The 26,986-nt window shown below is 69.8% G+C and carries 17 protein-coding genes; 8 read left to right on the top strand and 9 right to left on the bottom strand.

The features are described 5' to 3' along the window. Positions 1-76 precede the first annotated feature (76 nt). Positions 77-772, bottom strand: coding sequence for a hypothetical protein (locus G6O54_RS08285; protein ID WP_165223073.1), 696 nt, complete (start codon positions 770-772; stop codon positions 77-79). A 402-nt stretch (positions 773-1,174) separates the two neighbouring features. After that, positions 1,175-1,792, bottom strand: coding sequence for a hypothetical protein (locus tag G6O54_RS08280; protein ID WP_165223070.1), 618 nt, complete (start codon positions 1,790-1,792; stop codon positions 1,175-1,177). 464 nt (positions 1,793-2,256) lie between these two features. Between G6O54_RS08280 and G6O54_RS08275 the strand changes: the two genes are divergently transcribed. Beyond that, positions 2,257-3,312, top strand: coding sequence for an NAD-dependent epimerase/dehydratase family protein (locus tag G6O54_RS08275; RefSeq protein WP_165223067.1), 1,056 nt, complete (start codon positions 2,257-2,259; stop codon positions 3,310-3,312). A gap of 278 nt (positions 3,313-3,590) precedes the next feature. Then, positions 3,591-4,658 (top strand): dihydrodipicolinate synthase family protein, encoded by a 1,068-nt coding sequence (locus G6O54_RS08270; protein WP_165223064.1) that lies wholly within the window; start codon positions 3,591-3,593, stop codon positions 4,656-4,658. Positions 4,659-4,691: 33 nt separating this feature from the next. On the opposite strand, the gene G6O54_RS08265 is transcribed toward G6O54_RS08270, so the two are convergent. From G6O54_RS08265 to G6O54_RS08255, 3 genes are all read right to left on the bottom strand, one after another. Beyond that, positions 4,692-7,301, bottom strand: coding sequence for a M56 family metallopeptidase (locus tag G6O54_RS08265; RefSeq protein WP_205678700.1), 2,610 nt, complete (start codon positions 7,299-7,301; stop codon positions 4,692-4,694). After that, positions 7,298-7,747, bottom strand: a complete 450-nt coding sequence (locus G6O54_RS08260) for a BlaI/MecI/CopY family transcriptional regulator (RefSeq protein WP_165223061.1) — start codon at positions 7,745-7,747, stop codon at positions 7,298-7,300. The genes G6O54_RS08265 and G6O54_RS08260 overlap by 4 nt, the downstream gene beginning before the upstream one ends. 154 nt (positions 7,748-7,901) lie before the next feature. Continuing rightward, positions 7,902-8,903, bottom strand: coding sequence for an aldo/keto reductase (locus G6O54_RS08255; RefSeq protein ID WP_165223058.1), 1,002 nt, complete (start codon positions 8,901-8,903; stop codon positions 7,902-7,904). 283 nt (positions 8,904-9,186) lie between these two features. Between G6O54_RS08255 and G6O54_RS08250 the strand changes: the two genes are divergently transcribed. Further along, the gene (locus G6O54_RS08250) at positions 9,187-10,122 is read left to right on the top strand and encodes a hypothetical protein (protein ID WP_165223055.1); all 936 of its coding nucleotides are present in this window, start codon (positions 9,187-9,189) and stop codon (positions 10,120-10,122) included. Here the strand turns inward: G6O54_RS08250 and G6O54_RS08245 are convergent. Both G6O54_RS08245 and G6O54_RS08240 read right to left on the bottom strand, forming a co-directional pair. Beyond that, complete coding sequence (locus tag G6O54_RS08245) at positions 10,026-10,985, bottom strand: anti-sigma factor (protein ID WP_165223052.1); 960 nt, start codon at positions 10,983-10,985, stop codon at positions 10,026-10,028. The genes G6O54_RS08250 and G6O54_RS08245 overlap by 97 nt on opposite strands. Further along, on the bottom strand, positions 10,982-11,560 hold the full coding sequence (locus tag G6O54_RS08240; protein WP_165223049.1) for a sigma-70 family RNA polymerase sigma factor: 579 nt from the start codon (positions 11,558-11,560) through the stop codon (positions 10,982-10,984). The genes G6O54_RS08245 and G6O54_RS08240 overlap by 4 nt, the downstream gene beginning before the upstream one ends. 256 nt (positions 11,561-11,816) lie before the next feature. Between G6O54_RS08240 and G6O54_RS08235 the strand changes: the two genes are divergently transcribed. The 4 genes from G6O54_RS08235 to G6O54_RS08220 all read left to right on the top strand — a co-directional run bounded on the left by G6O54_RS08235 (position 11,817) and on the right by G6O54_RS08220 (position 16,932). Next, the gene (locus tag G6O54_RS08235; protein WP_165223046.1) at positions 11,817-12,521 is read left to right on the top strand and encodes a ferritin-like domain-containing protein; all 705 of its coding nucleotides are present in this window, start codon (positions 11,817-11,819) and stop codon (positions 12,519-12,521) included. 82 nt (positions 12,522-12,603) lie between these two features. After that, the gene (locus G6O54_RS08230; RefSeq protein WP_165223043.1) at positions 12,604-13,326 is read left to right on the top strand and encodes a PEP-CTERM sorting domain-containing protein; all 723 of its coding nucleotides are present in this window, start codon (positions 12,604-12,606) and stop codon (positions 13,324-13,326) included. 181 nt (positions 13,327-13,507) lie between these two features. Continuing rightward, positions 13,508-13,924, top strand: coding sequence for a BlaI/MecI/CopY family transcriptional regulator (locus G6O54_RS08225; protein ID WP_165223040.1), 417 nt, complete (start codon positions 13,508-13,510; stop codon positions 13,922-13,924). Then, positions 13,921-16,932 carry a M56 family metallopeptidase gene (locus G6O54_RS08220; RefSeq protein WP_165223037.1) on the top strand — a complete coding sequence of 1,004 codons (3,012 nt, stop codon included), beginning with the start codon at positions 13,921-13,923 and terminating at the stop codon, positions 16,930-16,932. The genes G6O54_RS08225 and G6O54_RS08220 overlap by 4 nt, the downstream gene beginning before the upstream one ends. Here the strand turns inward: G6O54_RS08220 and G6O54_RS08215 are convergent. Together G6O54_RS08215 and G6O54_RS08210 are read right to left on the bottom strand one after the other, a co-directional pair. After that, on the bottom strand, positions 16,913-18,991 hold the full coding sequence (locus tag G6O54_RS08215) for a hypothetical protein (RefSeq protein WP_165223034.1): 2,079 nt from the start codon (positions 18,989-18,991) through the stop codon (positions 16,913-16,915). The genes G6O54_RS08220 and G6O54_RS08215 overlap by 20 nt on opposite strands. Before the next feature lie 34 nt (positions 18,992-19,025). After that, positions 19,026-25,235 (bottom strand): GH36-type glycosyl hydrolase domain-containing protein, encoded by a 6,210-nt coding sequence (locus G6O54_RS08210; protein WP_165223031.1) that lies wholly within the window; start codon positions 25,233-25,235, stop codon positions 19,026-19,028. Between the two features lie 253 nt (positions 25,236-25,488). Here G6O54_RS08210 and G6O54_RS08205 point away from each other — a divergent pair, with 253 nt between their 5' ends. Continuing rightward, positions 25,489-26,889, top strand: a complete 1,401-nt coding sequence (locus G6O54_RS08205; protein ID WP_165223028.1) for a glycosyl hydrolase family 28 protein — start codon at positions 25,489-25,491, stop codon at positions 26,887-26,889. The last annotated feature ends 97 nt before the right edge of the window (positions 26,890-26,986 follow it).

Genomic DNA, 26,986 nt, shown 5'->3' with positions numbered 1-26,986 from the left:
GGGGGACTTCCGCGAAGGGCCAGGGACGCGGATCGAAGATGGCGGGCGAGTCTCCAGGCGGCACCGGACCTGACGCTCAGTGCCTGGACCAACCCAGCGTCACCTCGTCGAGATCGCGGGCCACCTTGCCCAGCAGGTCGACCAGCCGGTCGGACGTCTTCTTCCGGATCGCCACCCCGAGGGTCGTGTCCAGATCCTCCAGGATCTTCCGCCCCTCGGCTTCGGGAATCGCCTTGATGGACACCCGGACCGCGACGTCATAGCGGGCGTCCTGACCGTCGAGCAGCGTCGCCGGATCGGAGCAGACGTCCCGGAGGACCTCGGCCCTGTCGCTCACGAAGAGCCAGCCGTTCCGCTCTCGGGCGAAGAGCTGCTTGCCGGCCTCGGCCCCGACGACCTTGTAGATCCCGTCGCCCTCGTCCGTCACGTCCTGAATGTAAGAGGAAAGCTCATCCCTGAGCAAGTCAAGGTCCTTGACCGGGACGAATCCATAGCCGCTGAGCGTGTCCTCGCCCTGGACCACCGCGCCCCAGGGGCGATCGTGGGAGAGGCCGCCAACGTCGCGTCCCTTCGCGTAAAGCTCGAAGAGGCTCGAGAGCCACGTCGGCATACCGGGCGTGTCCTTCACGAAGGCGACGTCATCCGTACCGATCTTGACCCTGTCATGGCTCGCCAGCGAGAGGACGGCCCGCGTCTTGGGCGCGTCGGCCAGGGCGGAAGGTGCCGTGGCCAGCATGAGGCCGGCGGAGAGAAGCAGCAAGCTCTTGCGCATCGTGTCATTCCTTGCTTGAGACCAGAATCCGGGATGCATCCCGGGGCGGCGATGCTCTGACGACCGCCTCGGGATGATCTACCGGAAAACGAGCGGGACCTTACAGGATTCGGGTCCCGGGGTCGGAATTTCCCCCTCGCGTCCCGCTGGGGACAGCCTCCGTTGCACGTCGCGGGGGATTTTCTCCGCGGTTTTCCGATTTTCGTGAAACTCGCCGGCCCTTTTTCTGGACTGTACTCAATAGGCGATCGCGCGATGCTGCGCGCTCCACCCCGTGCACCCAACGCGAAGGGGGCCAGCCGTGAAGAACAGGGCGCAGGTTTCGGAGAGGGGTCGGAAGGTCGTGGCGCTGCCGAAGGCCCGGGGCGTGGATCCCCGGGGCATGGAGCGGAAGACGGCGGACTACCTCAGGGACGCCGGCCTCGGCGCCAGCGACCACGAACGTGAATTGCTGGCAAAAGCCGCCGAGCTCTCCTGGAAGATCGAGCAGGTCGAGAAGGCGGAGTCGGCCTTCCTGGCAAAGGTTGCGTCGAAACCGAAGGGGCCGCGGAAGCGGTCGCTCGCGACGAACGAACCCAACCGCGAACGGGTCGAAGTCCTCACGCAGAAGCTCCTGTCGTGGACCGGCTGGGTCGACGATCCGAGCGAGCAGGCCGCCGCGATCATCGCCGAGCTGGAGACGACCGAGACGGGCCGGCTGACGCTCCGGGGCCACTGGCGGACGCTCAGGGACTGGATCCGGCTGGGGGGCGAGATCGGCCTCCCCGAGCGGCACCAGTTCGTCCGGCTCCTCGGCGGCGATTCCTGGGACACGACGATCGACCCGCTGATCAACGCCGTCTTCCGGGCCTGCAATGCGCTCGATCCCAAAGGCATGGCCGGCTGCGACGCGTATTTCGCCGCCGCGCGTGAGCATGCCCGAGGCTCCGAGGCGTTCCTCATCGAGTCACTCTCCTGGCGCGAGCTGGGGCCGCCGCCGAGATCGGCCGATGCGGCCTGGACGTTCCTGTTGCGGGTCATCGACGACGAGCTCGGGCGGATCGAGGCGCTGGACGGTGCGGCGGAGGAGACCGGCCGCGACGACGACGCGGCGTTCCTCGCGGAGGCCGAGCTCGAAGGGCCGCGGCGGGAAGTCGCGGCGATGAGCCGGGAGCTGATGGACGTGCTCGACGAGCTCTGTCGGCTCCGCAAGGAGCAGAGCAGGACTCCCGAAATCGCCAAGAACGCGCCGGCGAACCGGCCCGCCGCGATGCCGCAAGATGAATCAGGAGAAGGATCTGCGGATTACATCCGGGAACCTCGATGCGACGAACGGACCCAATCCGCGGGCGATCGCGAGAGGGGCTCGGAAGATCCGATCGGCCCGTCATGTTCAACGCCGCCTCACCGTTGTGCTACCGTGGCTCAGGGCGATCCGTCGGCCCCGGCCGTCGGGGCGACGGATGAAGCCGACGGGCCTTCGGCAGAGCAGGGGAGCGGCACACATGACGACGGGCGAATCCCTGAACGAGCTCCACGCCATCCGCGACCTGGACCAGCTCGACGACCTGCTCAGCACGCCCACGCCGGGCGTCGTGGAGACGTTCTCCAGGCTGGACGGCGACCTGATCCTTTTGGGCGTCGCCGGCAAGATGGGGCCGACGCTGGCCCTGATGGCGCGGCGGGCTTTCGACGCGGCCGGCCTGTCCGGGCGGCGGGTGATCGGGGTCGCGCGGTTCTCCACGGCGGGATCCGAGTCCTGGCTCCAGGGCCGAGGGATCGAGACGATCCGGGCAGACCTGCTCGAGCCGGGGGCCCTCGAGCGGCTGCCGGAGGCCGCCAACGTCGTCTCGATGTTCGCGATGAAGTTCGGCGCCACGGGGCAGGAGGCCCGCACCTGGGCCATGAACGCCTACCTGCCCGGCCTGGTCGCCGCCCGTTATCGCGGGAGCCGGATCGTCGCCTTCTCCACGGGGAACGTCTATGGCCTGGAGCCCATAACCGGCAAGGGCTCGAAGGAGTCCGACCCGCCCCGCCCGGTCGGCGAATACGGCATGAGCTGCCTGGGCCGCGAGCGGATCCTCGAGCACCAGTCCCGCGCCCTGGGGATCCCGATGGCCGTCATCCGCCTCAACTACGCCGTCGAGATGCGCTACGGGGTCCTCGTCGACCTCGGCCGGAAGGTCTTCGCGGGCGACCCGGTGGACCTTGCCATGGGCCATTTCAACGCCATCTGGCAGGGGGACGCGAACGCGATGACGCTGCGGGCGTTCGACCACGCGGCAAGCCCGCCGGCGATCTTCAACGTCACCGGCCCGGACGTGCTCTCGGTCCGCCGCGTCGCCGAGCGGCTCGGCGAACGGCTCGGCCGCCCCCCCCGGTTCCTCGGCGCCGAGGCTCCCGACGCCCTCCTCAGCGACGCCGGCCGGGCCATCGAGCTCTTCGGCCCGCCCCGGATCGACACCGATCGCCTGATCGACCTGACGGCCGACTGGCTCCTCAGGGGCGGCGCCACGCTGGGCAAGCCGACCCACTTCCAGGCCCGCGACGGACGATTCTAGGAGTTGCTACCACGGATGACGCGGATAACACGGATGAATTCAAGACAAGACAGGATGAAGCAACAAGGAAGGATACATCAATAACAAACAATCTTAGTTGAATTTCTTGCTAGATAATTTCCCTTTCTATCTATCTGTATCTCTGCTCGTGTCTTCATCCGTGCCATCCGCGTCATCCGTGGTAGTAACTCTGAGTTGAATAGCTTCCCTCTCTCTGTTCGCGTCTTCATCCGCGTTAGCCGTGTCATCCGTGGTCGTCACCCTGAGAGGTTGATTCCATGTTCAGTGGTCCCCGTTCGCGGATACCGGGGGGGTTGTGGCGGGGCGTCGTGATCCCCGCGATGCCCCTGGCGCTGGATGCCTCGCGCCGGCTGGACGAGCGGCGGCAGCGGGCCCTCTGCCGCTATTACGCGGCGGCCGGTGCGGGAGGGATCGCGGCGGGCGTGCACACGACCCAGTTCGCGATCCGCGCCCCCGCGTATGGGTTGTTTCGGCCGGTGCTGTCGCTCGTCGCCGAGGAGCTCGATCGGGCCGATGCCGCGCGAACCGAGCCGATGGTCCGGATCGGCGGGGTCTGCGGCCCGACCGCCCAGGCGGTCCGGGAGGCGGAATTGCTCCGCGACCTCGGCTATCACGCCGGCCTGCTCAGCCTGGCCGGCGTGGGGCCGGACGATGAGGCCCGGCTGCGGCATTGCCGCGCCGTGGCCGACGTCATCCCCGTGGTGGGCTTCTACCTCCAGCGGGCCGTCGGCGGGCCGGACCTGTCGCATCGCTTCTGGCGGAGCTTCGCGGAGATCGAGGGCGTGGTGGCGATCAAGATCGCCCCCTTCGATCGCTATCGGACCATCGACGTCATGCGGGCCGTCTGCGAGTCGGGCCGCGAGGACGTCGCCCTCTACACGGGCAACGACGATAACATCGTCCTGGACCTGGTCACGCCCTACCGCTTCACGGCCGGCGGCCGGATGGTGGAGCGGCGGATCGTCGGCGGCCTCCTCGGCCACTGGGCCGTCTGGACGCGGCGGGCCGTGGAGCTGCTCGAGGCCTGCCACGCCGCCGTCGGCCGCGGCGAGGGGGTCTCCGAGGATCTCCTCCGCCAGGCCGTCGCGACGACCGAAGCCAATGCCGCCCTCTTCGACGCGGCCAACGGCTTCGCCGGCTGCATCGCGGGGATCCACGAGGTCCTGATCCGCCAGGGCCTCCTCGAGGGCCCCTGGCTCCTCGATCCCGACGAGACCCTCAGCCCCGGCCAGGCCGAGGAGATCGCCCGCGTTGGCCGCGATCACCCCGGCCTGACCGACGACGCGTTCGTGGCGAGCCATCGCGACGAATGGCTGGGAGATTGAACCGACGTGGGCAACGCGATGCGGTGCGAATCGCTATCGCGCCGGCGACGCCGGCTCGCGAGGAGAGTATGCCCCGAGGACGTACTTCAGCGCCTGGGCTTCGCTCTGCGGCGCGTTCATCGCGTTGATCGCCTCCAGGGTGCCATCCAGGTCGCCGACCGCGGCGAGGTCGCCGGCCAGGCGCCCCATGGCTTCGCCACGTCGGTTGGAGACGTTGATCCTGTGGATGACCTGGAATGCCTCCCTGCGGTCCCCGAGCCTCGCCCGCAGCCTCGCAAGGAGCTCCAGCATCTCAAAGACCGGTTCGCGATCGGAAAGGCCGGGTTTCTCGAGCCCCGCCTTCAGTTCGTCGATCCGATGGCTCGCGAGGTCCACGGCGGCCTCGAGCGTCGTCCGGGCGCCTCCCTCGTCGCCCTCCTCGCGACAGGCCGTGGCGATGACCTGATAGACCTCGATGCGGGAGGCCAGCGCCAGCAGGTCGGCGACCTTGCGAGCCTCGGCCACCATGCCGATCCGCGCCAGGGTTTCGGCCGAGTTCCAGGCGGGGAACATGTACCTGTCGCCCCGGAACGTCTCGAGGATCCGGGCGACCCCCTCGGCGGATCGCCGCGCGCCGTCCCGATCGCCGCCCTTCGCCTGCGCCAGGCCGATCTCCCCCAGGGTCATGGCCCGCTTCCACCGCTGTTCATCCCGGAAATCGACCTTCCTCGACTCCGCGAGCATCGCCGGGACTGTCTCGGAATCGATCCGGCCGGCCGTCTCCACGGCCTCCTTGAACAGGCCGAGCTTCGCCTGGGCGAGCGCGACCTGCTGGAGCCATTCGTTTCTCCGCGTCTGATCGCCCCACGTGCCGTCATCCTTGAAATCGCGGGCGACTTTCAGGGCTTCATCCAGGATCGCCCGCGCGGCCGGGAGGTCCTTGAGGTTCTTCAGCCGGATCATCGCCGCGAGGGCCTCCTGCCGGAGTTTCCCGGCTTCCTCCGGCCCGGCTTCCCGTGTCAGCTCCGGATCGTCGAGTCGCCGCAGGACGCCCTTCAGGTCGCCCGTGGCGGCTTGCAGCGAGAGGAGGAACTTCCGGCCGCCATCCCGGAACATCGGGTCCTTGGACGCCTCGCAATACCGGCGGGCCGCCTGGAGGGTCTCCTTGACCCCGTCCTGATCGCCGAGGTGTATGAGGGTGGGGATCAGGTTCGTGAAGACGTCGTACTTGCTGGAATCGCGCTTCGACGGCGTCTCCGTGAGCCGGAGCAGCTTTCGGGACGCGGCGATCGCCTCGTCGCGGAAACCTCGATTCTCCTCCGCCTGGATCACCCAAAACAGGATGTGGGGAGAGTAGGTGGCATCGTCGAAGCTGACTGTCTCGGCCAGCTTCTCCGCCTCGGCGAAGGTGCGGCGGGCCGCCTCCCGGTCGCCCATCCGGGCCTGGACGGCGGCGATCTGAATCAGGGCGTAGACCCGCTCCTGGACGCCGAGGAAGACGTCGGCCCCGTGGCGGGTCCGGCGGATCAGCTCCTCGATCCGGGCGCGGTCGGCCTTGGGGGCGGCTTCGCCGCCGTCCTTGCTCGCGGGGGCGTCCGCCCGGGAGGCGGCGATCAGGGCGGCCGGCGCGATCAGCATCGCGGCGACGAGTGCATATGCGAGACGCGACAGGGGCATGAGATTGTCCTCCGGATTGAGGATGCAGCGGATCCTCGCGACGATCGGATTCTCGGCCATGGCCACGGCGACGCGGTCCGTGCGGCCCGCGTGCAGGGCCAGCCCGGCCAGCAGCTCGGCGTAGGGGCGGGCCCGTCCCGTGTGGGCCACCACCAGGCGGTCGCAGCAGTGCTCACGCTCGAGCCGAACCCAACCGGAGACCCACCAGACCGCCGGGTGGAAGAAGAGCAGCGACTCGACCACGCGCTGGACCAGGTTGACGAGCAGGTCGGACCGGCGGACGTGGGCCAGCTCGTGGAGCAGGGCCATCTCGAGCTGGTCAGGGCTCCAGCCGGAAAGGGCGGCGGCCGGCAGCAGGATGATCGGCCGGACGACGCCCAGCAGGATCGGCGCGGCCAGGCGGTCGCAGACCCCGACGGCGACCGGTCGCAGGATGCCGAGCGTCCCGGCCAGCCGGCGGGCCAGCTCGACCGGCTCCCCATCGATCAGGAGCCGGCACCGTCGCCGGCGCCGATCGGCCCCGACCAGGCCGGCGGCCAGCAGCCCGAACGTCAGCGGCGTCCCCGCGATCCAGAGCCACGGCAGGCCGGCCGCCGCGGCCTCGAGCCAGCCTTGCGGTGCCAATCTCGATCCGACCGGTCGACGATCGGCGACCGCGCCGAGATCCGGCATCTCGCCCGGCGGGAAGTCCGCCGGCCGCTCGGGCTGGCGGGGCAGGGGGGCGAGCTCCTCGGCCCCTTGTGCTTGCGTGGTCGATTCAACAGCCTGATGAGCGTTGATGCAAAGGAAGATCGCGACCGGCGCCGCGGTCAGCAGCCCGAGGCACACCAGGGCCGATGCGTAGCGGACCTCCGGCGCGGCCCGGCGGAGGGCACTCCGGCCCGCGGCGGCGACGAGCCCGATCGCGCCGCCGACCCAGAGGAAATGGAGCATCGTCCAGCCGGCCGCCAGCCAGGGCCGCGAGCCCGTCAACGACTCGATCGTCATGACCGCTCCCCCTTCGCCCGCGGCGATCTGGTCCGAGCTTCGGTGTCCGATGGGCCCGCCTTCCGGCCCTTCTCGTCCTTCTCGAGGAGCCCGAAGATCTCGGAGCGGTCGCGGTCGCTGAGCGCCCGGTCCTCGATCAGGCGTGCCACCAGCCGGCCGGCCGAGCCGTCGAAGGCCCGGTCCATCAGCCGTCGCAGCAGGCCGCCGGTCGTCTGCTCCCGGCCGACCTTCGCCGACCAGCGGTATCCCTTCGGCCCGTCGGCCCGCTCGACCCATCCCTTCTGGGTCATCACCTTGAGCATGGTCGCCACGGTGGTCGTCGCGACCGCCCGTTCCCGGTTCAGCGCCGCGGCGACCTGCCCCAGCTCCGAGGGCCCGGCGTCCCAGAGCACCTTGAGGATCTCCAGCTCCGCATCGGTCGGATGCGCACTCGGCGGCCTCGCCATCGGCCCCTCCCTCGTCCCGCGTGTTCGGTCCCCTATCGACACTTATTCTATAGAATTAGAACGTCGTGTCAAGCGGGGACAGCCCAGCGGACCGGATCGGGACGGCCTCGGGGCCGACTCGACGACCATCCTCGGCGTGGCGAGCTTCCCCGCCTCAACGACCCGTCAGCTCTTCGAGCCCTTCGGGATAGCGGGCGCCCTGCAGGGTGATCTTGGAGGCGGCCTCGTCGATCTCGCGGAGGTCGGCGGCCGAGAGCTCGACGGATGCCGCGACGAGGTTCTCCTCCAGGCGGTGGCGCCTGGTGGTGCCCGGGATGGGGACGATCCACGGCTTCTGCGCCAGCAGCCAGGCGAGGGCGATTTGAGCAGGCGTCGCGCCCTTGCTCGCCGCGACCTCGTTGAGGAGATCGACGACGGCCAGGTTCGTCTTGCGGGCCTCGGGGGCCAAGCGGGGGATCCGGCTCCGGAAGTCATCGGCGGCGAGCTCGGTCGTCTCGTCGATCTTCCCGGTCAGGAAGCCCTTGCCCAGCGGGCTGAACGGGACGAAGCCGATGCCGAGCTCCTCGAGCGTGGGGAGGATCTCCTCCTCCGGCCGCCTCCACCAGAGCGAGTACTCGCTCTGGAGCGCGGTGACCGGCTGGACGGCGTGGGCCCGGCGGATCGTCTTCGCGCCGGCCTCGGAGAGCCCGAAGTGCCTGACCTTGCCCGCGGCGATCAGTTCCTTCACGGCCCCCGCCACGTCCTCGATGGGGACATCCGGGTCGACGCGATGCTGATAGAGCAGGTCGATGACCTCGGTCCGGAGCCGCTTCAGGGACGCGTCGACGACCTCGCGGATGTGCGCCGGGCGGCTGTTCAGTCCCGGCCGGCCGCTCCCGCCGCGAGGGTCGCGGCTGGTGTCGAAGCCGAACTTGGTGGCGATGACCACGCGGTCGCGGACCGGCTGGAGGGCCTTGCCGACGAGCTCCTCGTTGGTGAACGGGCCGTAGACCTCCGCGGTGTCGAAGAAGGTGACGCCCCGGTCCACGGCGTCGCGGATCAGGTCGATGCCCTCCGCCTCCGCGACGGGCGGCCCGTAGCCGAAGCTCAGCCCCATGCACCCGAGCCCGATCGCCGAAACCTCCAGCCCGCCCTTCCCAAGCGTTCGCGTCTGCATCGGTGCCTCCTCGCGAGACCTCGACGAGAGATGGCCGCCCGCCCGCACGCGATGGGCTCGGCGTCTCCGTCGCTGGTCTCATTAGAGTCCGGCCCCGATCCGACGGGAAGGAACGATCCTCCGAAAGGTTTGCCTGATCCTCTCGGCATCGCCCCCGGGCCTGGGCGTCCGCTATCATCGTTCGCGACGCCGGGAGGCGTGCCCAACCGGCGGGCGGGTTGCGCCGGCGTCCCCTGGCCGCGTCGCGGCGATTCACCGGCCGTCATTTCAGGAGGCAGGGAGAGTGCTGGCCAAGAAGACCTCCGCCGGGCACGGTCTCGGCTCGATGCTGATCGTGACGATGCTCGCCTTGCCCGCGCAGGCGGGCCCGCCCGAGCGGATCGAGCTGCCGAGGATCGAGAATGCGTTCCGCCTGGGCCCGCGACTCTACAGCGGCGGGGAGCCTCGCGGCGAGGAGGCGTTCGCGGCCCTCAAGGCCCTGGGCGTCAGGACGGTCATCAGCGTCGACGGCGCGACGCCGGATGTGGAGATGGCCCGGAAGTTCGGCATCCGCTACGCGCACCTGCCCATCGGCTACGACGGGGTGCCGCGCGAGCAGGCGATCCGCATCGTCAAGGCCGCGCGGACGTTGCCGGGCCCCGTGTTCGTCCACTGCCACCACGGCAAGCACCGCGGCCCCGCCGCGGCCGCGGCCTGCGGCCTGGCGAACGAGGGATGGACCCACGAGCAGGCGGCCTCGTGGCTCGAGCAGGCGGGCACGGACCCCGGTTACCGCGGGCTCCTCGCGGCGGCGAGGGAATTCAACCCCCCGTCCCCCGAGGAGCTCGATCGGGCCGGGTCGGACTTCCCCGAGCGGGCGAAGGTGCCGGCGCTGGTCGACATGATGGTCCGCATCGACGGCCGCTGGGACCACCTGAAGGACGCCCGGAAGGCCGGATTCAGGGCGTCCGGCGACCATCTCGATGCCGATCCGCCGCACGAGGCCCTGCAGCTCGTCGAGCACTTCCGGGAATCCAGGAGGCTCGACGAGGCACGGTCTCGGGGGGACGACTTCGCTCGCAAGCTGGAGTCGGCCGAGGCGGAGGCGGAGTCGCTGCGGAAGGCCCTGCGAAACCTCGCCGATCATCCGGATCCAACGGCCGCCCGGGCGGCCGAGGACGCGTTCGCCGTCATGTCCAGGGGATGCACCGATTGCCACTCGCGGCACCGCGACCGCTGACCCTGCCTCGGAGGGGCCATGGCGAGCCGGGGCGTCCACGGGACGCCGACGCGATCTCGACGTCGGGCCAGGGCCGCGAGGGTCCCCTGAAGGTGCATGGGCCCGGTCGGCCGGGGGCCGGCCGACGCCGGCTCGAGCGTCACGGCGAACTCGCGGTATGCCGGCTCCGTGGTCGTGCCCGGAGGCGGCAGGCGGAACGGGGCGCGGCGGATCTCCTCGTCCGTGAACTGGCCCGCCAGGACGGGGCCGCTCGGCCCGATGGCCCAGACGGCGTACTTCTTGCCGCTCGGGGCGGGGGGGAGTCCGCGGGCGAGGATGAAGCCCGTGCGGTCGGCCGCGCGCCAGAGGACCCGGCCGCTCGCCTTCGGGCTCGGCGGCAGTCCGGCCAGGATGACGATCGCGACCTCGGGATCTTCCATGTAGCGGATGACGTCCTTCCGCTGGACGAGCGAGGTCCTCAATTGCGCGGCCTCCGCCGCCAGGTCGCGCAACTGCCCGCGGAGGTTCCAGTCGTCCCAGGCGGCGAGGCCCGCGAGGCCGATCAGGAGGGCGGCGGCCGCGGAGAGCCCCACCCGCCCCCAGTGGATTCCCCGGCGAGGCCGAGGGCGCGGCTCGAGCTGCGACGGCCCGGAAGACTCGGCCGCGACCTGCGCCATCAGCCGCCGCTTGACGCCCGGCGAGGGGCCGGTGGACTCGGGCAAGGAACGAGGCAACAGGAGCAGGGCCTCGCGGGCCTCGCGGACCTGCCGTTCGCATTCCTCGCAGCCGGAGTCGATGTGATCCTCGAACCGGCTGAGCTCCTCGCCGTCGAGGGCTCCCAGGGCATACAGGTCGGCGCTCTCGAGCCATTTGTCGTGGATCATGGGGTCTCGTCGGGCGATTCACGCCGACCCAGCAGGCTCCTCAGCCGCTCCATCCCGAGTCGAATCCGAGTCTTCACCGTCCCCAGCGGCTCCCCCGTGCGGGCCGCGATCTCCGACTGCGTCAGGCCCTCGAAGTACGCGAGTTCCAGCGTCCGCCGCTGCTCGTCCGGCAGCCCGGCGAGGGCCGACCGCACGGCGAGGGCCGACTCGGCCCGGACCGCCGGCCCCGAGACGGGCTCGACGGCCACGGGGCCCGACTGCTCGCGGAGGTGTCCGAGGCCTCTCTTCATGGTAGCCTCCGAGCGGGATCTCGCCAGCGCCCGGTTGCGGGCGATGGCCACGATCCAGCACTCCGCGCTGCCGCGGTCGGACCGATAGGTGTCGGCTCGCCTCCAGACCTGGAGGAACACCTCCTGTACTACGTCTTCCGCGTCCGCGCGGATGCCGAGAATTCGCAAGGAGAGGGAATACACGAGCGGCGCATAGCGGTCGTAGAGCCGTTCGAGCGCCGGCCGATCGCCGCGGGCAACCGCCGCGATCAGGTCCGCTGGATCCTCGCCCGAGTGCTTCGACATTCCCGGATTGTACGGCCCGAGAATGGCGTCGTCGATCGATGATGGGATGCGTGAAAAATGTTAAATGGGAGATCCGCGACGCGGGTTCGCGCATAGGGAGATCTGACCTTCAGGGCGGCCGGCTCCTATTCCTTCTATCTCCGTCCGCTCGGTCACTCGCGGGCGTCGGGCCGAGATGCCGTGTCTCGCTCGAGGCACGGCTGCGGCCCCCGTCCGCGCCAAGGCGAGAAACCCAGATCCCCGAGGAGTAACTTCGATGGATGATCAACTCAGGGCGGCGATCCAGGACAGTTCCTTCGGCGCCGGTTGGCGGCCGGGCCGGCGCTCCCTCCTCCGTCGCGGGGCCGCGGCGGCGGCCGCGGTGGTGGCGGCCCACGCGGGGCGAGAGGCACTCGGCCAGGTCGGCGGCAATCCGAACTACCTGCCCAGCCTCTATCGCGGCGAGAACTCGCGGGAGTTCCAGGCGATCCGGATCCATGAAAATGCGCACGTGGCGTTCCTGGTCAATGCCCTGGGCGCCTACGCCCGGCCCAAGCCCACCTTCGTGAACCTGGTCCAGCCCAACCTGCTGGCCTTCGCGCAGACCTCGAAGGCCCTGGAGAACACCGGCGTCGGGGCCTACCTGGGCGCCGCGCCCGTCATCTTCTCGCGGGATTACCTGGCGGCGGCGGGATCGATCATGACCATCGAGGCGCGGCATGCCGGCTACCTCGACGTGCTCCTCAACGAGATCATGACGACCAACGTCTACGGCGACGAGCAGAGCTTCGAGGCGGCCCTGACCGTCGAGCAGGTCGTGGAACTGGCCGGCCCCTTCATCGCCAACCTCAACGGCGGCCCGCCGCTCTCCTTCTCCTCCACGCCGTCCCCCGCGAACGACATCGCCATCCTGAACTTCGCCCTGGCCCTCGAGTACCTCGAGGCCGAGTTCTACAACGTCAACGTCCCCCGATTCACCTGAGGCACTCCGCCCCCGGCGCGGACGATTCCGCGCCGGGCGACCCGTCGCGCGTCGTCGAATCACCTCACAAGGAGTCATGCGGATGAGCCATTCCACGGGACGCAGGTCCTGCCTCGCGGCGGCCCTCGCCTTCTTCCTCCTCGGCGCGGGGGAGGCCCGCGCGCAATCGTCCGTCCCCGAGTCCTCGCTAGAGGTCTTCCTGGGACTCCAGGACGGCGACCTGAGCGGCCTGGGCAACGGTCCGGTGATGAACGGATCGGCCTTGATGACCACGATCACGGTGTCGGCCGGGACGACGCTGAGCTTCGACTACAACTTCCTGACCGACGAGCCGATGACCTCGCCGCTCGACGCGGTGAACGACTTCGGATTCCTCACCGCGCCCGGCCTGGCCAGCCTCGCCGACACGTTCTCGCCCCTGGTGCCCTGGGGCTCCGGCTTCCTGCGGGAGACCGGCTACCGGACGTTCTCCGAGACCTTCGCCGTGGCCGGGACCTACACGCTGGGCATCGGCGTGGTGAACGTGGTCGACGAGATGAACAACTCCGCGCTCCTGCTCGACAATTTCCGGCTCTCGTCGGGGAGCCTGGCCAACGGCTCGTTCGAGACGGGCGACTTCGACGGGTTCGCGACGATCGGCAACGCGAGCGTCGTGATGTCCGCCTTCGGCACCGGGCCGACGAATGGCCGGTATCAGGCGCTGCTCACGACGGCCGCCGTCCCGGAGCCGTCCTCGATCGTGCTCCTCGCCCTGGGCGGGACCGCCGGGGCCGGGGCGTTCCTGAGGAGGCGGAAAGCACGCTGACCCACACGTCCGCCGTCGAGCAGACGCGATCGCCGCTCGCACGGCGATCGCGTCGTTTCGAACGAGCGCGGGCAAACGGGCTCGGTTCCCATTGACGTCGTCCTTCGATTTCTATAGAAACCGCAAAGTCGGGCGGACAACCCACCGGCGCCACGTCGCGCCGATTCAAGAAGGAGCTTCCATGGCCAGGACGCCAAGCACACAGCCGACGGACGCGGAGCTGGAGATCCTGCGGGTCCTCTGGCAATCGGGGCCGGCGGGATTGGGGCAGGTCCACGCGGCGATCCAGGGGGCGCGACAGGTCGCGCTGACGACGATCGCCACCACGCTGAAGACGATGCTCGAGAAGGGGCTCGTCCGCCGCGAGGACGGGCCGAGGGGCTATCGCTGGACGGCCGCGACAAGCCGCGAGTCGACGGCGGCCGGCCTCGTGGGCAAGGTCGTCCAGCATGTCTTCGACGGCTCCGCGCGGCGGCTCGTCGCGCACCTGATCGAGGAAGGGGCCCTCAGCGATCGCGACCGTTCCGAGATCCGCGCCTTGCTGGAAGCCCACGCCGAGACGCCCAGGCCCCGGGCGAGGAAGGGGCGCGGGAAATGACCTCGACCTTGAGCATGACCTCCCCGGCCTGGACGGCCGCCGGCTGGACGATGGTCCATCTCTGCTGGATCGGCGCGATCATCGGCGCGGGGCTCGTGGCGGTTCGGCGGCTCCTGGGCGTGACGTCTCCGGAGCTTCGCCATGCCGCGGCGGTGGCCGGCCTGGCGCTCTGGATGGCCGCGCCATTCGCCGTCTTCGCCTGGCTCTACCGGCCGATGCCGAGGGTGGCGACGGAAGGAGTCGCCGCCGCGGTGAAGGTCGACGCGGCGACGGTGGCCGTCGAGGTTGGCCCCGGATCGGGACCACCTCCCGAGGTTCTCGTGGAGACACATGAGCCATCTCGCGGACCGGATCGATCCCGGTTCGAGGGCCTCATCGGCTGGCTCCCCGGCGTCTGGCTGGCCGGATCGCTGGCGACGCTCGGACTGGTGCTGGCCGGCGTGATCGGCGTCGAGGGGCTGCGGCGATCGAGCGTCCGGCTCGAGCATGGGCCGGTCGCGGAGTGTTGCCGGCGATTGGGCGAGTCGATGGGCATCGCGCGAACCGTCGGCGTGGCGGCCTGCGAGCGGGTCGTGGCGCCGGTGCTGGTGGGGGTGGTCCGTCCGTTGATCCTGCTGCCGCCGGCGGCCCTCTCGGGCTGGACGATGGACCAGGTCGAGATGGCCCTGCTGCACGAGCTGGCCCACCTGAGGCGGCATGACAACCTCGTGATGTTCGCCCAGCGGCTGGCGGAGGCCCTGCTGTTCTTCCACCCGCTGACGTGGTGGCTGTCGGGCTGGATTGGGCTGGAGCGTGAGATCTGCTGCGACCGGCTGGTCGTCGATCGCACGGGCCGGCGCGGGGCCTACGCGGAGTTCCTCGCGGCCCTGGCCGGCGCGGGGGCCGGCGGGAATCGGATGGTGCTGGCGATGGCGAATCGCCCGCTGACGACGCGGATTCGATGGATCCTGAACAGGGAGGAAAGGTCCATGAGATTGACCCTGACCGAAGGAATCGGGCTGGTCCTGGCCGCCGTCCTGGGCGGCACGCTGACCCTGGCGACCCACGCCGCACCGCCGCCCAAGGAGGCCGCGGACGAGGCCGCCCGCCAGATGCTCCGGCGGATGGCGGACGAGGTCAAGGCGACGCCGGCCACCACCGGCAAGGAAGGTGATCCCCGAGGGGGGGCGCTGGTCAACATCGCCGAGGCCCAGGTCAAGATCGGCGACAGGGAAGGGGCTCTCGGCACGCTCCGGCTTCTCGACAGCCTGCCCGCGGTGCCGCTTCCAAAGCTGGGAGGGAAGTTCGACGCCCAGGCGTGGGGACGATCCCTGGCCGTTGTGGAGTCGATCGAGGTTCGCCGCGATGCGGGGGATCTGAAGGGGGCTCGTGCCGCGTTCAAGCGGATGACGGCCGACTTCCGCGTCCTCGACGACAAGGTCGTTCGCAGTGCTTTTGAGAAAGTCAGCAACGAGATCGATACGAACCTCATCGCCAGCAAGGACGAATCTCCACATCAACTTTCCGACGAGGAGGCGGGGTTCGTCGCCGAGATGTGGCCTTACATGATCGAACAAGCCATCGTTCTGGGCGAAACGACTTTCGCTCGTTCCTTGATTCATCAAGCGGTCGAGGCCCTGGGGCCTCCTCAGGGTCCGACGAAGATCGTCTGCCTCGGCACTCTCGGCGGCTACCTGATGAAGGCCGGCGATCCGACCGGAGGCCGGCAACTCATCGAAAAGTCGCGGAAGGCGGCGAGGGGAATCTGGATGCCTCGGCCCAGGGCCTTCGCCATGTCCCACCTGGCCGAGGCGATGTTCACGGCCGGAGAGGTCGACGAGGCAATCGCCATGGTCCGCGACCTCAGGCCCGAGGATCAGCAGCGCGTCTCCCTGAGGATGCTCGACGAGCTGGCCCAGGACGGCTTCAGGGCGGTCATGTTCGATCCAGGAGGCATGAATCCCCGGATCGGCGATCCGTGGCGGCATCCCAAGGATCCGGCCCGAGTCCGCGAGGGCCTGCCGAGGATCGCCGAGGCGGTGCGGGCGTTCCCCGACGTCAAGGCCCGCGCCCGGACGCTGATCTCGGTGGCTCACCTCCAGGCCCGCGTGGGAGACTTTGCCGGGGCACTGGCGACGGCGGATGCGATCCCGAACCTTCATAGGGCTGACTTCCCGGGGCCGAGCGACGGCTACTATGACGCGATCCGGCCCGCCGCCTTCGCGCTCATCGCCGCCGCCATGAACGACGCCGGCGACCAGGCCGCCGCGGCGTCCACGTTCGCGAAGGCCGAGGCCCTGGCCCGCGGCGTGAGCGATGACGGCCAGAAGCTCATCGCCCAGATCATGGTTGCCGGGCAAGAGGCCGCGAGCCGACGAGACGCCGCGCTGGCCCTCACCGCGGAGGCGATCGCGGTCGCGCTGAAGCAGCCCGAACCGCGGCGATCACGGGCCCTGTCCATGCTGGCCGAGGTCCAGGTCAACGCGGACGACGTCTCCGCGGCCGAGAGGACCATCGAGGCCATTCGCGACACGCCCGGCCTCGAGAAGTCCCGGGCCCAGTCCGTGGTGATTCACCATCTCGACAAGAAGGGAGACAAGGCCGCCGCCGCGTCCCTCGCTCGCCGGGCGCTGACGATGCTGGAGGCGAAGGTCCCGGAGGTGCCGAAGTCGTCCCCACGCAAGGGCACGACCGAGTTGGCCATCAACCCGAATACGTTCTTCGACTTCGACAAGGAGCTCGAGCCGGCGATGGTGCTGTTCTCTCGCGCGACCACGCTCGAGCAATTCCGCGCCCAGGCCCAGGACGCGACGACCACCATCCGTCAGGCGAAGGAACTGCCGGCTCCGCGCCGCGAAACCGCGTTGAAGACGGTGGCCCTCCGGTTCGCGAGCAGCGGGAACCACGCGGAAGCCCTGGACGCCGTCCGGGCGATCGATTCGCCCGCCGGGCGGATGGCGGCGTTCATGTCGCTGGCATACTCGATCCCGGAGTCGCGGAGGACCGTAGCTACTGCCTCGCAGAAGTGATTGGCGCCACTCGCAGGGTCTTGATGGTCAGATCCAGTGATTTGCCCTGCGTGTCCGGCCCGAAGGTGAGGACAACTTCCTTGACCTGGAGCAGTCCGGGCGTGGCGGGCAGGGGGATCGAGATCTCCCGCTCGCCATCGCCCGTTTCCACCAGATGAGTCAACAGCTCGGTCGGGATGACGCCCGGCAGCGGCGTGGGGCCCTCGACGGGCTTGATGGCGATCGTGGCCTTGGGGATGGCCTGCTTCGAGCGATAGCGGAGCGTGAGCATGCCTCCCGAGAGATTCATCCCGCCGGGGGTCCTGGCCACGAAGGCGATGCCGGCGTTCTGGACGCGGTCGGTGCGGGCGTGGAATCCGTTGGCGTCATGGCCGGACTGCATCGGGCTCGATTTGTCGTTCCAGGCGAACGACTGGACGGCATCGGAGAGGAGGTCCAGGTCGGAGTCGGCGACTCGGAAGACCCTGTCCAGACGCGGGGTCAGGCTCTTCGATTCGAGATACCGTTTCATGTTTTCTGAACCCGTACCCAGCAGGCCGAGGACCAGGGCCAGGGTGTGGGCCGTGGTCTGGAAGGCGATGACCTCCCGGCGGCCCCCCTTGAAGCCCTCCCACGGGCCGTGATCGGTGAGCAGCCGCGCGATGGCCGGCCAGTTGGCGGCGAGGAAGGCTTCCACCTTCTCGGGCTCGACGGCGTACGCGGCGCCCAGGGTGTAGAGCGAGGCGGCGTCGGTGATCCGGGGCAGGGGGGAGACGGTGATCTCCGGGATGCCCACGCTGCCGGTGTACTGCGTCCCCTCGCCGCTGTAGGACTCGGAGAGGAATCCCGGCAGGCCGCGCCGGGTGGCGTAATCGATCTCGACATCCACCACGTTCTCCAGCAGCCTCCGCCAGCTCGGTCGTTCGAGCTCCGTCATCGACAGCTCGAGGCCCAGGGCCTGGAAGGCGGAGCCCTCCCACGGGGCCAGGACGTAGAGGTCCCGGCCGTCGGCCGTCGCGAAGGGCCTCATCTTGAAGCCGAGGTTGGCGATCGCATTGAGCGGCTGGCCGAACCGCGCGACGACGAACGTGGCCGGCCCGCGGAACTCGTTGACGAGGTAATCGACGTGACCGGTGACCCACTTGCCTTCCAGGTCGATCCAGCCGAAGTAGCGGTTCTTGGTCGCGTCGCGGCCGAAGTAGAACTGGCCGGCGCGGGGGTCGAAGAGCGCGTCATAGCCGGCCTGCTGGTCGGCCAGCAGCCGCTCCAGCTCGTTGCGGATCTCGCGGACGCCGGGCTCGTCCTTGACCTCGGGGAGGAGCAAGGCGCCGATGGTCTTGGCGGCGGAGGACGAGAGGTTGGCGTTGTCGATGAAGACGACCATCACCACCCGCTGGTCGAGCACGCCCATCACCGCCTGCCGCGTGGGCTCGTCGGCGAACGGGGCGAGCGGGCCGTCGAAATGCTCGTATCCGTAGGTCGCGGAACGATGGATGTCGGCTTCCTTATCTTCATTGCGAGGCACGATCCAGCCCTTCGCGGCGAGGGCCTTCCAGACGGCCTCGCCCTTCGGGGCACCGAGCCTGGCGACGAGCTTCGCCTTCTCCACGTCCACGGCCAGCGGGCCGAGCCGCTTGCCGGTGGCCAGGTCGAGGAAGTTGCCGAGCATCCCCTGGGCGCTCAGGGTCGGATCCTGCTGGTCGTGGCGGACGTTCTTGACGACGCGGGCGAGCTGTTCGATCGCCTGCTTGCGGCCGAGGAAGGGCGTATCGCACCGGCCGGCCGCGACGTGCGCGAGCAGCTCCATGTACTGGCCGATGGCCGTCAACTGGGTGAACGAGCGGAGGTAGAGCCCCTGCTTCGGATCCTGGTTCCAGCCCTCGAAGGGATAGCCGGAGGCCGCGTCGATCATCCTGTGTGCGGGGTCGAAGTAGCGGAGTGAGTTCGCCAGCAGGGCCTGCGCGTGGCGATGCTCCGGGCGGACGGTGGGGAACCTGAAGGACGGATCCGTCGTCGGCCCCTCAGCGCGGGCGTAGAGCATGGGCGTGGCCAGGAGGAAGAAGGTGAGGAGCAATCTCATCGGCGTCATCCTTGTGCAGATCTGGATCGATGGCTCATCGGTCGTCGGATCGCGGCGGCCCGGCTTCCATCCGCTGGGGTTGCGGGCGGAGGATCGCCGGGGCCGGGAACGGGCTCCCGGTCGTGTCACGCGAGACGTGCACCAGGGTCGGCTCGGCCTGCGAACCTCGCTCGGGCAGCTCGACCTTGCCGGCGACGAGGCGGAGGCCGAGGACCCCTTCGAGGGCCTGGCGGAACATCCAGCCGGCGGCGCCCGTGTAGCCGTTCCAGATCATCCGGCCGGGGTCGAAGGTGGTGATCATGTCGGCCGCCTGCTGGTTGGGCTGGCCGCCGTAGGTCTCGATCGTGCCGTCCACGGCATGGGGAATCGCGGAGGTCTTGAGCCAGAGGCGGAAGGCCGTCTCCTCGTAGTGCCCGGCCTCGTCGGGCCGGCCCTCACGGCTGGCACGGCCTGCGAGGATCCTCGCCGCGCCGACGAGCCACTGGACGCCGTGGCAATACATGCCGTTCTCGCGGACCCCCTCCGGGTAGATGCTGCTGCGACCCAGGTAGGGATGCGTGTCCTCGCGGAGCGGCGGCCAGCCGAGGAGGATCGTCGTCTCGCGTTCGAGCGTCCGCAGCGCCGTCTCGAAGACGATCCGCCCCCGCGCGGGGTTGATGCCGGCCATCACGGCCCAGGCCGCCGTCAACGCGTCGATCTCCCAGACGCCGCTGCCGGCGACGCCGATCTCGGTGCCGTCGTCGTGGAAGGCGCGGAGATACCGGTCCTCGCGCCAGGTCGCTTCGAGGGCCGCCCCGAGGGCATCGAGCCGCTGCTTGTATTGGTCGCGGCGCCCGGGCCCATCCTTGCGTTCGATGACCGGCAGCAGGCGTTCGAGGATGTAATGCAGGAAGAACCCCAGCCAGACGCTCTCGCCGCGGCCCTCGCTGCCGATCTCGTCGAGGCCGTCGTTCCAGTCGCCGGTCCCCATCAGGGGGAGGGCGTGGGCGCCCATGCGTTCGTCGAGGACGAGGTCGATGGCGCGGAGGACGTGACGGAAGACCGTGTCCTCGCGGGGGGATCGGAGCGGGTCGAAGCCCATGCCCCCCTTGTCGCGTGGGAGCGGTGCGAAGGGCTGGCCGGCGTCGAGGTAGGGCGTCCGCTCGTCGAGGATCGAATCGTCGCCGGTCGCGGCGAGGTACTCGACGACGGCCCAGCCGAGCCAGAGCAGGTTATCCGACGCATGCGTCCGGCCGACGAAGCCGGTGCGGCCGTCCTGGAGCCGGTGGAACCAGTGGACGACGTCGCCTTCGAGGAACTGCTGCGAGGCGTGGAGGAGGATCTGGCTGCGGGCGACCGCCGGATCCATCCAGAGGAGGTTGACGGAGTCCTGGAGCTGGTCGCGGAAGCCGAAGGCGCCGCTGGCCTGGTAGAAGCCGCGGCGGGCCCAGATACGCTCCGCCATCGCCTGGTACTTGAGCCAGTCGAGGTAGCGGTCGACGTCGGGCCGATCGGTCCGGACGCGGAGCGTATCCATCAGGCCGAGCCACCATCGCCGTGTCTCCTCGAGCGCGGCGGACACGGCGGACACGTCGCGGAACCTGCGGACGACGGCCTCGGCCCTGGCGCGGTCGTCGGCCTGGCCGAGGATCACGGCCATGGTCTTCCGGCCGCCGGGCGGGAGCTGGATCGTCGCGAGCATCGCGGCGACGGGCCTGTCGTCGGGCTTCATGTAGATCCCGGGATAGGATTCGCCCGCCTCGACGAAGTGGGGATGGCCGATGGCCCGGCCCGGCCCGTAGAAGTAGCCGCGATGGGTCTCGATCGCCTCGGTCGGCTCCGAGAAGGCCGCGAACGCCGGGCCCGTCCGGAAGGTGTTGCGGGGATTGTCGAAGTAGACGGCCGAGCTCGACGGGTCGCGCCAGGATCGCAGCGGGCCCGCAAACTCGGGCTGGCCGGCGAGGACGAGCTGGAAGTAGGGGACCACCCGGAGCGTGAGGGCCGTCGATCCCGCGTTCGCGATCGTGAGCCGGTAGATCGTCGCCGGCTCATCCGGGGGGATGAAGACGGTGAGCTCGGTCTGGACGCTCCCCCTCGTCATGCGGAAGGTCGCCGTCCCGTCGACCCCGAACACGGCCTCGTGGGACGCCCGCTCATCGTCCAGCGGGTGGAAGGTCGGCGAGTACCACTCGAGCGCGTCCGGATCGTAGATGTAGATGATCTCGCCGGGGACCTCGCGGGTGACGATGTCCGACCAGTCCGGCGTCAATCGGTTCTGCTGGGCATTGACGCTCGATGTTGTGTGCAACCCTCGATTGGTCACCGCGGTGACCTGGCCGAGCGCATTGGCCAGGGTGTGGTCGAACGGCCGCGGCGTGAACGGCGTGCGGACGACGAGCGATCGGCCGTCGTCGGAGAACTCGGCGTAGGGCATGTCGACGCCCGGAGGGATCTCGCCGTGGCGGATCGGATGGAGCGCCTCAGGATCCATCGGCGGGGGCAGGGCGGCCTCGGGCGACGAGGTGCCGCCGACGAGAATCCGGCCGATCCGCCGGGCGGCGTCTTCCCGATCGCGCGCGAAGCCCATCAGCAGCCGCACCCGCGCCTGGCCGTTCGCCGGGACATCGACGGGGATGAGCAGGCTGCCGATGGGGTCGAGGGTGGCGTGGGCGGGCGTGTCGACCGGGGCCGTGAAGGCGAGCGTCTCCAGCACGCGCGACTTCCAGAGGCTCCGGGCGCGGCCGAGGAAGTCGATCCGCGAGGTCAGGAAACCGGCCGGCGCGACGTCCGCGGCGAGCAGACCGGTGGCCTTCGAGTGCTTGTTCCAGGCGATCAGGGCGTGCAGGCCCTTGCTGTACTCGGTCTCGGTGAAGAGCCTGGCGTACTGGGTGTGGCCGCGGTCGGTGTCGGCGCGGTCGAGGACCCATTCCAGGTACGGCACGACGCGGAGCGATCGCGGGTCTCCCGAGAGGTCGCGAATCGTGATCGTCCAGACCTCGAGGGCGCTCTCCTCGTCGGGGAGCGAGATCTCGACGACGGTCTCGATGCCCTCGGCGGTGTTGCGAAGGATGAGGCTGTTCCCGGCCGCCGTGACGCCCGAGCCGGCCGCGAGCTCGCCCGGGACGTTGCCCACGACCGGCCAGGCGCGCGTGGCGGCCCCGGAGCCGCCGGCTTCCGCGAGGAAGAGGGCCCGGCCGGCCGGTCGCCGGCCGTCGTAGGCGCGGCGGGTGAGGTCCTGGTCGCGCCGGAGGTCGCGGCTCACGAGCTCTCCGATCTGGTTGACGGCGACCTCGTAGCGGGCATGGCCGATGGACCAGGACGGCAGCGAGGGCCTGCCGAAGCGCCTCCGCAACGATCGGCCGGCGGTGAGACCGAGCCCGCAGATCGCCGCCGCGCCGAGCGCCAGGGCGATCTGCTGCGGCAGGGGCATCGCGACAAGACTGCCGAGGAGTCCGACGGGATGCTCGGCCTGGATCTTCTGCGAGGTCTCCCACGCATGATCCCAGTCCTTGCCGCGAGGGATGTAGAAGGGGAGCAGGAGCGGCCCCCAGGTCGTGAACCGCTTCACCGCCTCGGGGATGCAGCGGGCCGTGGCCGCCGGCGACAGGAACCGCGCGAGCGAGGTCTCCAGCCTGTCCACGCCCAGGAAGCTCAGGTTCACGAGCGTCGCCACCCGCAGGCCCATGTGATCGAGCCAGATCAGGACGCGGATCGCGTCATACGCCAGCAGCGCCGTGAAGACCCGGAGGCTCCACGCGCGGAAGCCGTCGGGCGACAGCGTGAGGCTCTGGAACGTGGCCATCGCCGTGCGGATCGCGCCGTCCTGGTTGTACCAGGTCGGGTCGCCCATCGGCCGCAGGAACGACTTGATGATCGGCGACATCCAGAGACCCCAGCGGAGCACCTGAATCGTGTTCTCGCCGAGGTCCGCGAACCCTTGCCGGCTGAACAGGGTGCGGATCGGGCCGGAGTCCTTCCAGAAGTAGGCCCGCATGAACGTCCGGTTGATCGCGAACAGCCAGCAGGCCGTCGCGAACCCGATCACGCCGTCCAGCGACTCCATCAACAGCAGCCCCGCGCCCCCCGTGTAGTGCCCGAGGTTGAGATGACCCCACTTGCTGATCAATGGATACGTGTCGAAGAGCTGCGGCGGCTGGCCGACGGCGAAATAGCGGCGGAACTTGTCCACGATCACGCCGACCTGCACCGCGTCCAGGTAGAAGCCGATCGCCGCGCCGACGGTCCCGCCGATCAGGGCGTGCGCGACGTAGTAGCGGACGGCCTGGATCCGGCCCATCTCCTTCGAGGACAGATAGAGGTCGCGGACCAGGTCCACCCCGGCATAGGCCAGGGCCCCGACCAGGAAGCCGAAGCCCGCCCTCGGGCCGAGGTCGCTGGCGGGGAACCCCGCCGACAGTCCGTACCCGAGCCCCGCGCCGGCCACGAATCCGCGGAGGTAGAGCAGGGGGCCGCGGTAGTTCCTGGCGAGCCGCTGGAAGAACGGCGGGCTGCCGTCGAACGACTCGATCACGGACTTCAGGAGCGGAAAACAGAGGGCGCCGACGATCGCCGTCGCGACCGTCGGCGAGGCGGCGAAGGCATCGCGGACGGCTTTCAGGTCCGTCGCGATCCCGACGACCTGGATGCCGCCCATGAACACGCCGGCATAGATGACGCCCTTCTGAGTGCCGGTCGCCAGGCAACTGGCGAGCGAATCCCAGGACGGAGATCGCCCGTGAATCGCGTCGAGGATCATCCCGGTCACGATGTAGGCCTCGGCCCAGAGGCCGCCCATGCTGAAGGCCGAGCCGATGACCACGAGGATCGGGCGGATCAGCCAGGGGAGCCTGGTGAGCCAGGCCCCCGATCCCATGTCGATCATGCCGTATGCGCCATAGATCGCCATGAAGGCCGCACTGAGCAGGAGGGCATGCGCCCGCCACGGCCGGAGCCAGCCGCCCCCCGTCACTCCGCCGAGCCCCAGCGCCGCCGCCTCGTTGAACAGGAAGAGCACGGCGATGCGGCCGAGGACTTCGCGGCCGTCGGGATGAGCCTCGAGCAGTCCCGCCGAGAGCAGGCCGCCGAGCGACTGCATCAGGCCGCCGGATTCGAGGAGCGTCAGCCCGCCGAGCACGTAGGGTGTCCCGGCGATCAGCGCCGCACCAGCGGGGCCGATGTGCTTGCCCGAGGAACCGAGCCGGCTGGCGACCGCGCCCAGGTAGATCAGGACGCCGACCGCCGCCGCCGTCTGGCTCAGTTGCAGGACCTGCGGCCAGGAGGTCGGGGCCTGGAGCAGGACCAGCGAGCTGGACGACATCGTCAGCAGCCCCGGCACGAGGGCATCCCGGAAGGCCTCCCCGGCCGTGAGCGTCTCGCCGGCCTCGACGAACTTCCACCAGCCCGCGATCAGGACGCCGGCGACCGCGACCGCCAGCGGCCACCAGCCGGCCTCGAGGGCCCCGAGCGCGCCGAGGTGATACGTCGCCAGCGTCGCGGAGGCGATCAGCACCGCGCCCAGGCCGCGGCCGAGGTCGGCCAGGAAGGGTCGCCAGGACGGCTCGTCATGATCCGGAGCCGCCTTGAGCGTTCGTCCGACCCCCTTCCGGGCGATCCCCGCCAGCAACGCCATCAGCAGGCTCGCGACGAGCACGCCGCCGAACCGTGCGGGGGCAGAGAGGCTCAGCTTGCGGAGCGCGGGCAGGGCTGTGAAGCGAGCGTCCAGCCGGAGCGTCCCCGCCGCTGGAGGGCCGTCGCCCATCGGGTTCACGAGGAGCACCAGCTCGTTGAGCGTGCCGATCGCCGGCCAGTCGATGAGGGGCTCGGCAGTGGTGCCCCGATCGTCGACCGTCAGCGGGATCCGCTGCACGCCCGCCGTCCCCTTCAACTCCACGGCCACGGTCACCCGTCGGGCCTGGTCGGCGTTGCCGGCCTTCAGGCCCAGGTGGATCAGGTCCACCCGGTCGGGGGCCACGCCCGCGCCGAAGCCCTTGGCGTAGAGCCCCGCCGCGGTGCCGGGCGGGACCTCGTAGGAGAGCTCCAGGACCTCGCCGCCGGCCGCGTCGTCGCGGACCCGGTTCACGCTCGCCTTCGCGGCCCCGACGTTGAACGCGCCCCGCTCGGGGGCGTCGGCGATGCGGACCACGTCCTCCTCGGCCGCCCCGGCCGAGCCACCCGGCGCCGCCAGGGCGAGCCCCAGGAGAGCCGCCGACAGGCATCGCCAGACACGGGGGCCGAGCACCCTCGTCCCCCTCCGGACGTCATTCATTCCAAGCTCCTGCCACGGGACGAGCCGGCCCGCTTCCTGGGGTCCGGCGATTCAGAGGGCCGTGAGCCTCCCAGGGTAATGCGGCCGGCGAGGAAGAGACAAGCGGCTGGCCCGCGGTGATCCCGCCTCTGAGCATGGCCGTACGGAGGCGGGACGAAGGGTACAACACGCTTGAGCCCCACATCGGAGGTGTTACAGTGAGCCCATGCGCCGCAATCGGCGTCCCTCCCCCTCCGAGCCAGGATCGACGCTCATGATCCACCATGCCCGCAAAGCAACGTGCCTCCTGATTCTCGCAACGAGTCTCATCGCCCGGGCCGCGGCCCAGGTGGTGACCGCGCCTGCGCCGGCCGGCGAGCCGGCGGGGGGCGACTTTCAGGTGTGGGCCGGCGACCAGCCCGTGGCGGTTTATGCTGCCCGCACGCTCGACCCGCCGTTCGCCGGCAAGGAGTGGGATTACGGCGGGGACTATGCCTTCGCCTCGTTCGACAGTGGCGGCCCGGTGAGGGTGAAGATCACGTCGACCCGCTCGCTGGCGAAGGTCGTCATCCGCCCCGCGAGCCCATCGGTCCGCATCGAGCACCCGGACGATCACACGTTGACCCTCAACCTGGACGGGCCACGCAAGCTGAGCGTGGAGCCCGACGGCAAGCGGAGCCCGCTGCTGCTCTTCGCGAACGCCCTCGAGACGAACGTGCCGAAGAAGGGCGACGCGAACGTCGTCTACTACGGGCCCGGCATCCACGCGCCGGGGACGATCCGGCTCGGCTCGAACCAGACGCTCTACCTGGCGGCCGGAGCCGTGGTGAAGGCGGAGGTCCTCGCCAGCGGCGCGCACGTCCGAATCCGGGGCCGGGGTATCCTGGACGGCTCTGGATGGGAATGGCGCAAGGGGCCGATCGGGAACCTGATCGGGATCCGCGACGCGGAGGATGTGGTCGTCGAGGGGATCATCCTCCGCGGGTCGTCGCACTGGACCATCGTCCCAAGCGGCAGCCGCAACGTGACGATCCGCAACGTCAAGCTGTGCAACGCGCGGGTGCAGAACGACGACGGGATCAATCCGTGCAACTCGCAAGACGTGCTCATCACCGATTGCTTCATCCGCACGGATGACGATTGCGTCGCGTTGAAGGGCCTGCGGACCGACCTGACGAACAACCATGTCGAGAGGATCACGGTCGAGAACTCGGTCCTGTGGTGCGATCGGGCGCGAATCTTCCTGCTTGGCCACGAGTCCCGCGCCGCGTTCATGCGCGCGATCACGCTGCGGAACCTGGACGTTCTCCACTTCACGATGACCGCGTTCCTGTTCGAGCCCGGCGAGGAGATGCGGCTTGAGGACGTGCGGATCCAGGACGTGCGAATCCACGGCGAAGGGCAGGGGAGCCTGATCCGGCTCCGGCCCGTGGTCAATCAGTACATGCACACAAAGACTCCTGGCTTCATCCGCGACGTCGCGTTCCGAGGCGTGACGGTCGAGGGCGCGGCCGGCGCATACCTCGTCGAGGTGATGGGGGCGGACCCGGTCCACGACGTCCGCGACGTGCGCTTCGACGAGGTCCGGATCCTCGGCGAGACGCTCCGCGAAGGGTCGAAGCCGGTGCGGATCGGTGAGCACGTACAGGGTGTCCGCTTCGGCCCCACGCGGTGAGCGGCGGCCGGGAATGACCACGATTCGTCGAGGCAGACGCGAACGAACGTCGAGGAGGCCGCTGACGAGAACCCGCGCGCCGTTGACCGTAACAATG

The organism is Aquisphaera insulae (assembly GCF_011064615.1).
Lineage (GTDB): Bacteria > Planctomycetota > Planctomycetia > Isosphaerales > Isosphaeraceae > Aquisphaera > Aquisphaera insulae.
Note: the sequence above shows the minus strand (reverse complement) of the source record. Positions and strands in the feature narration are given on the sequence as shown.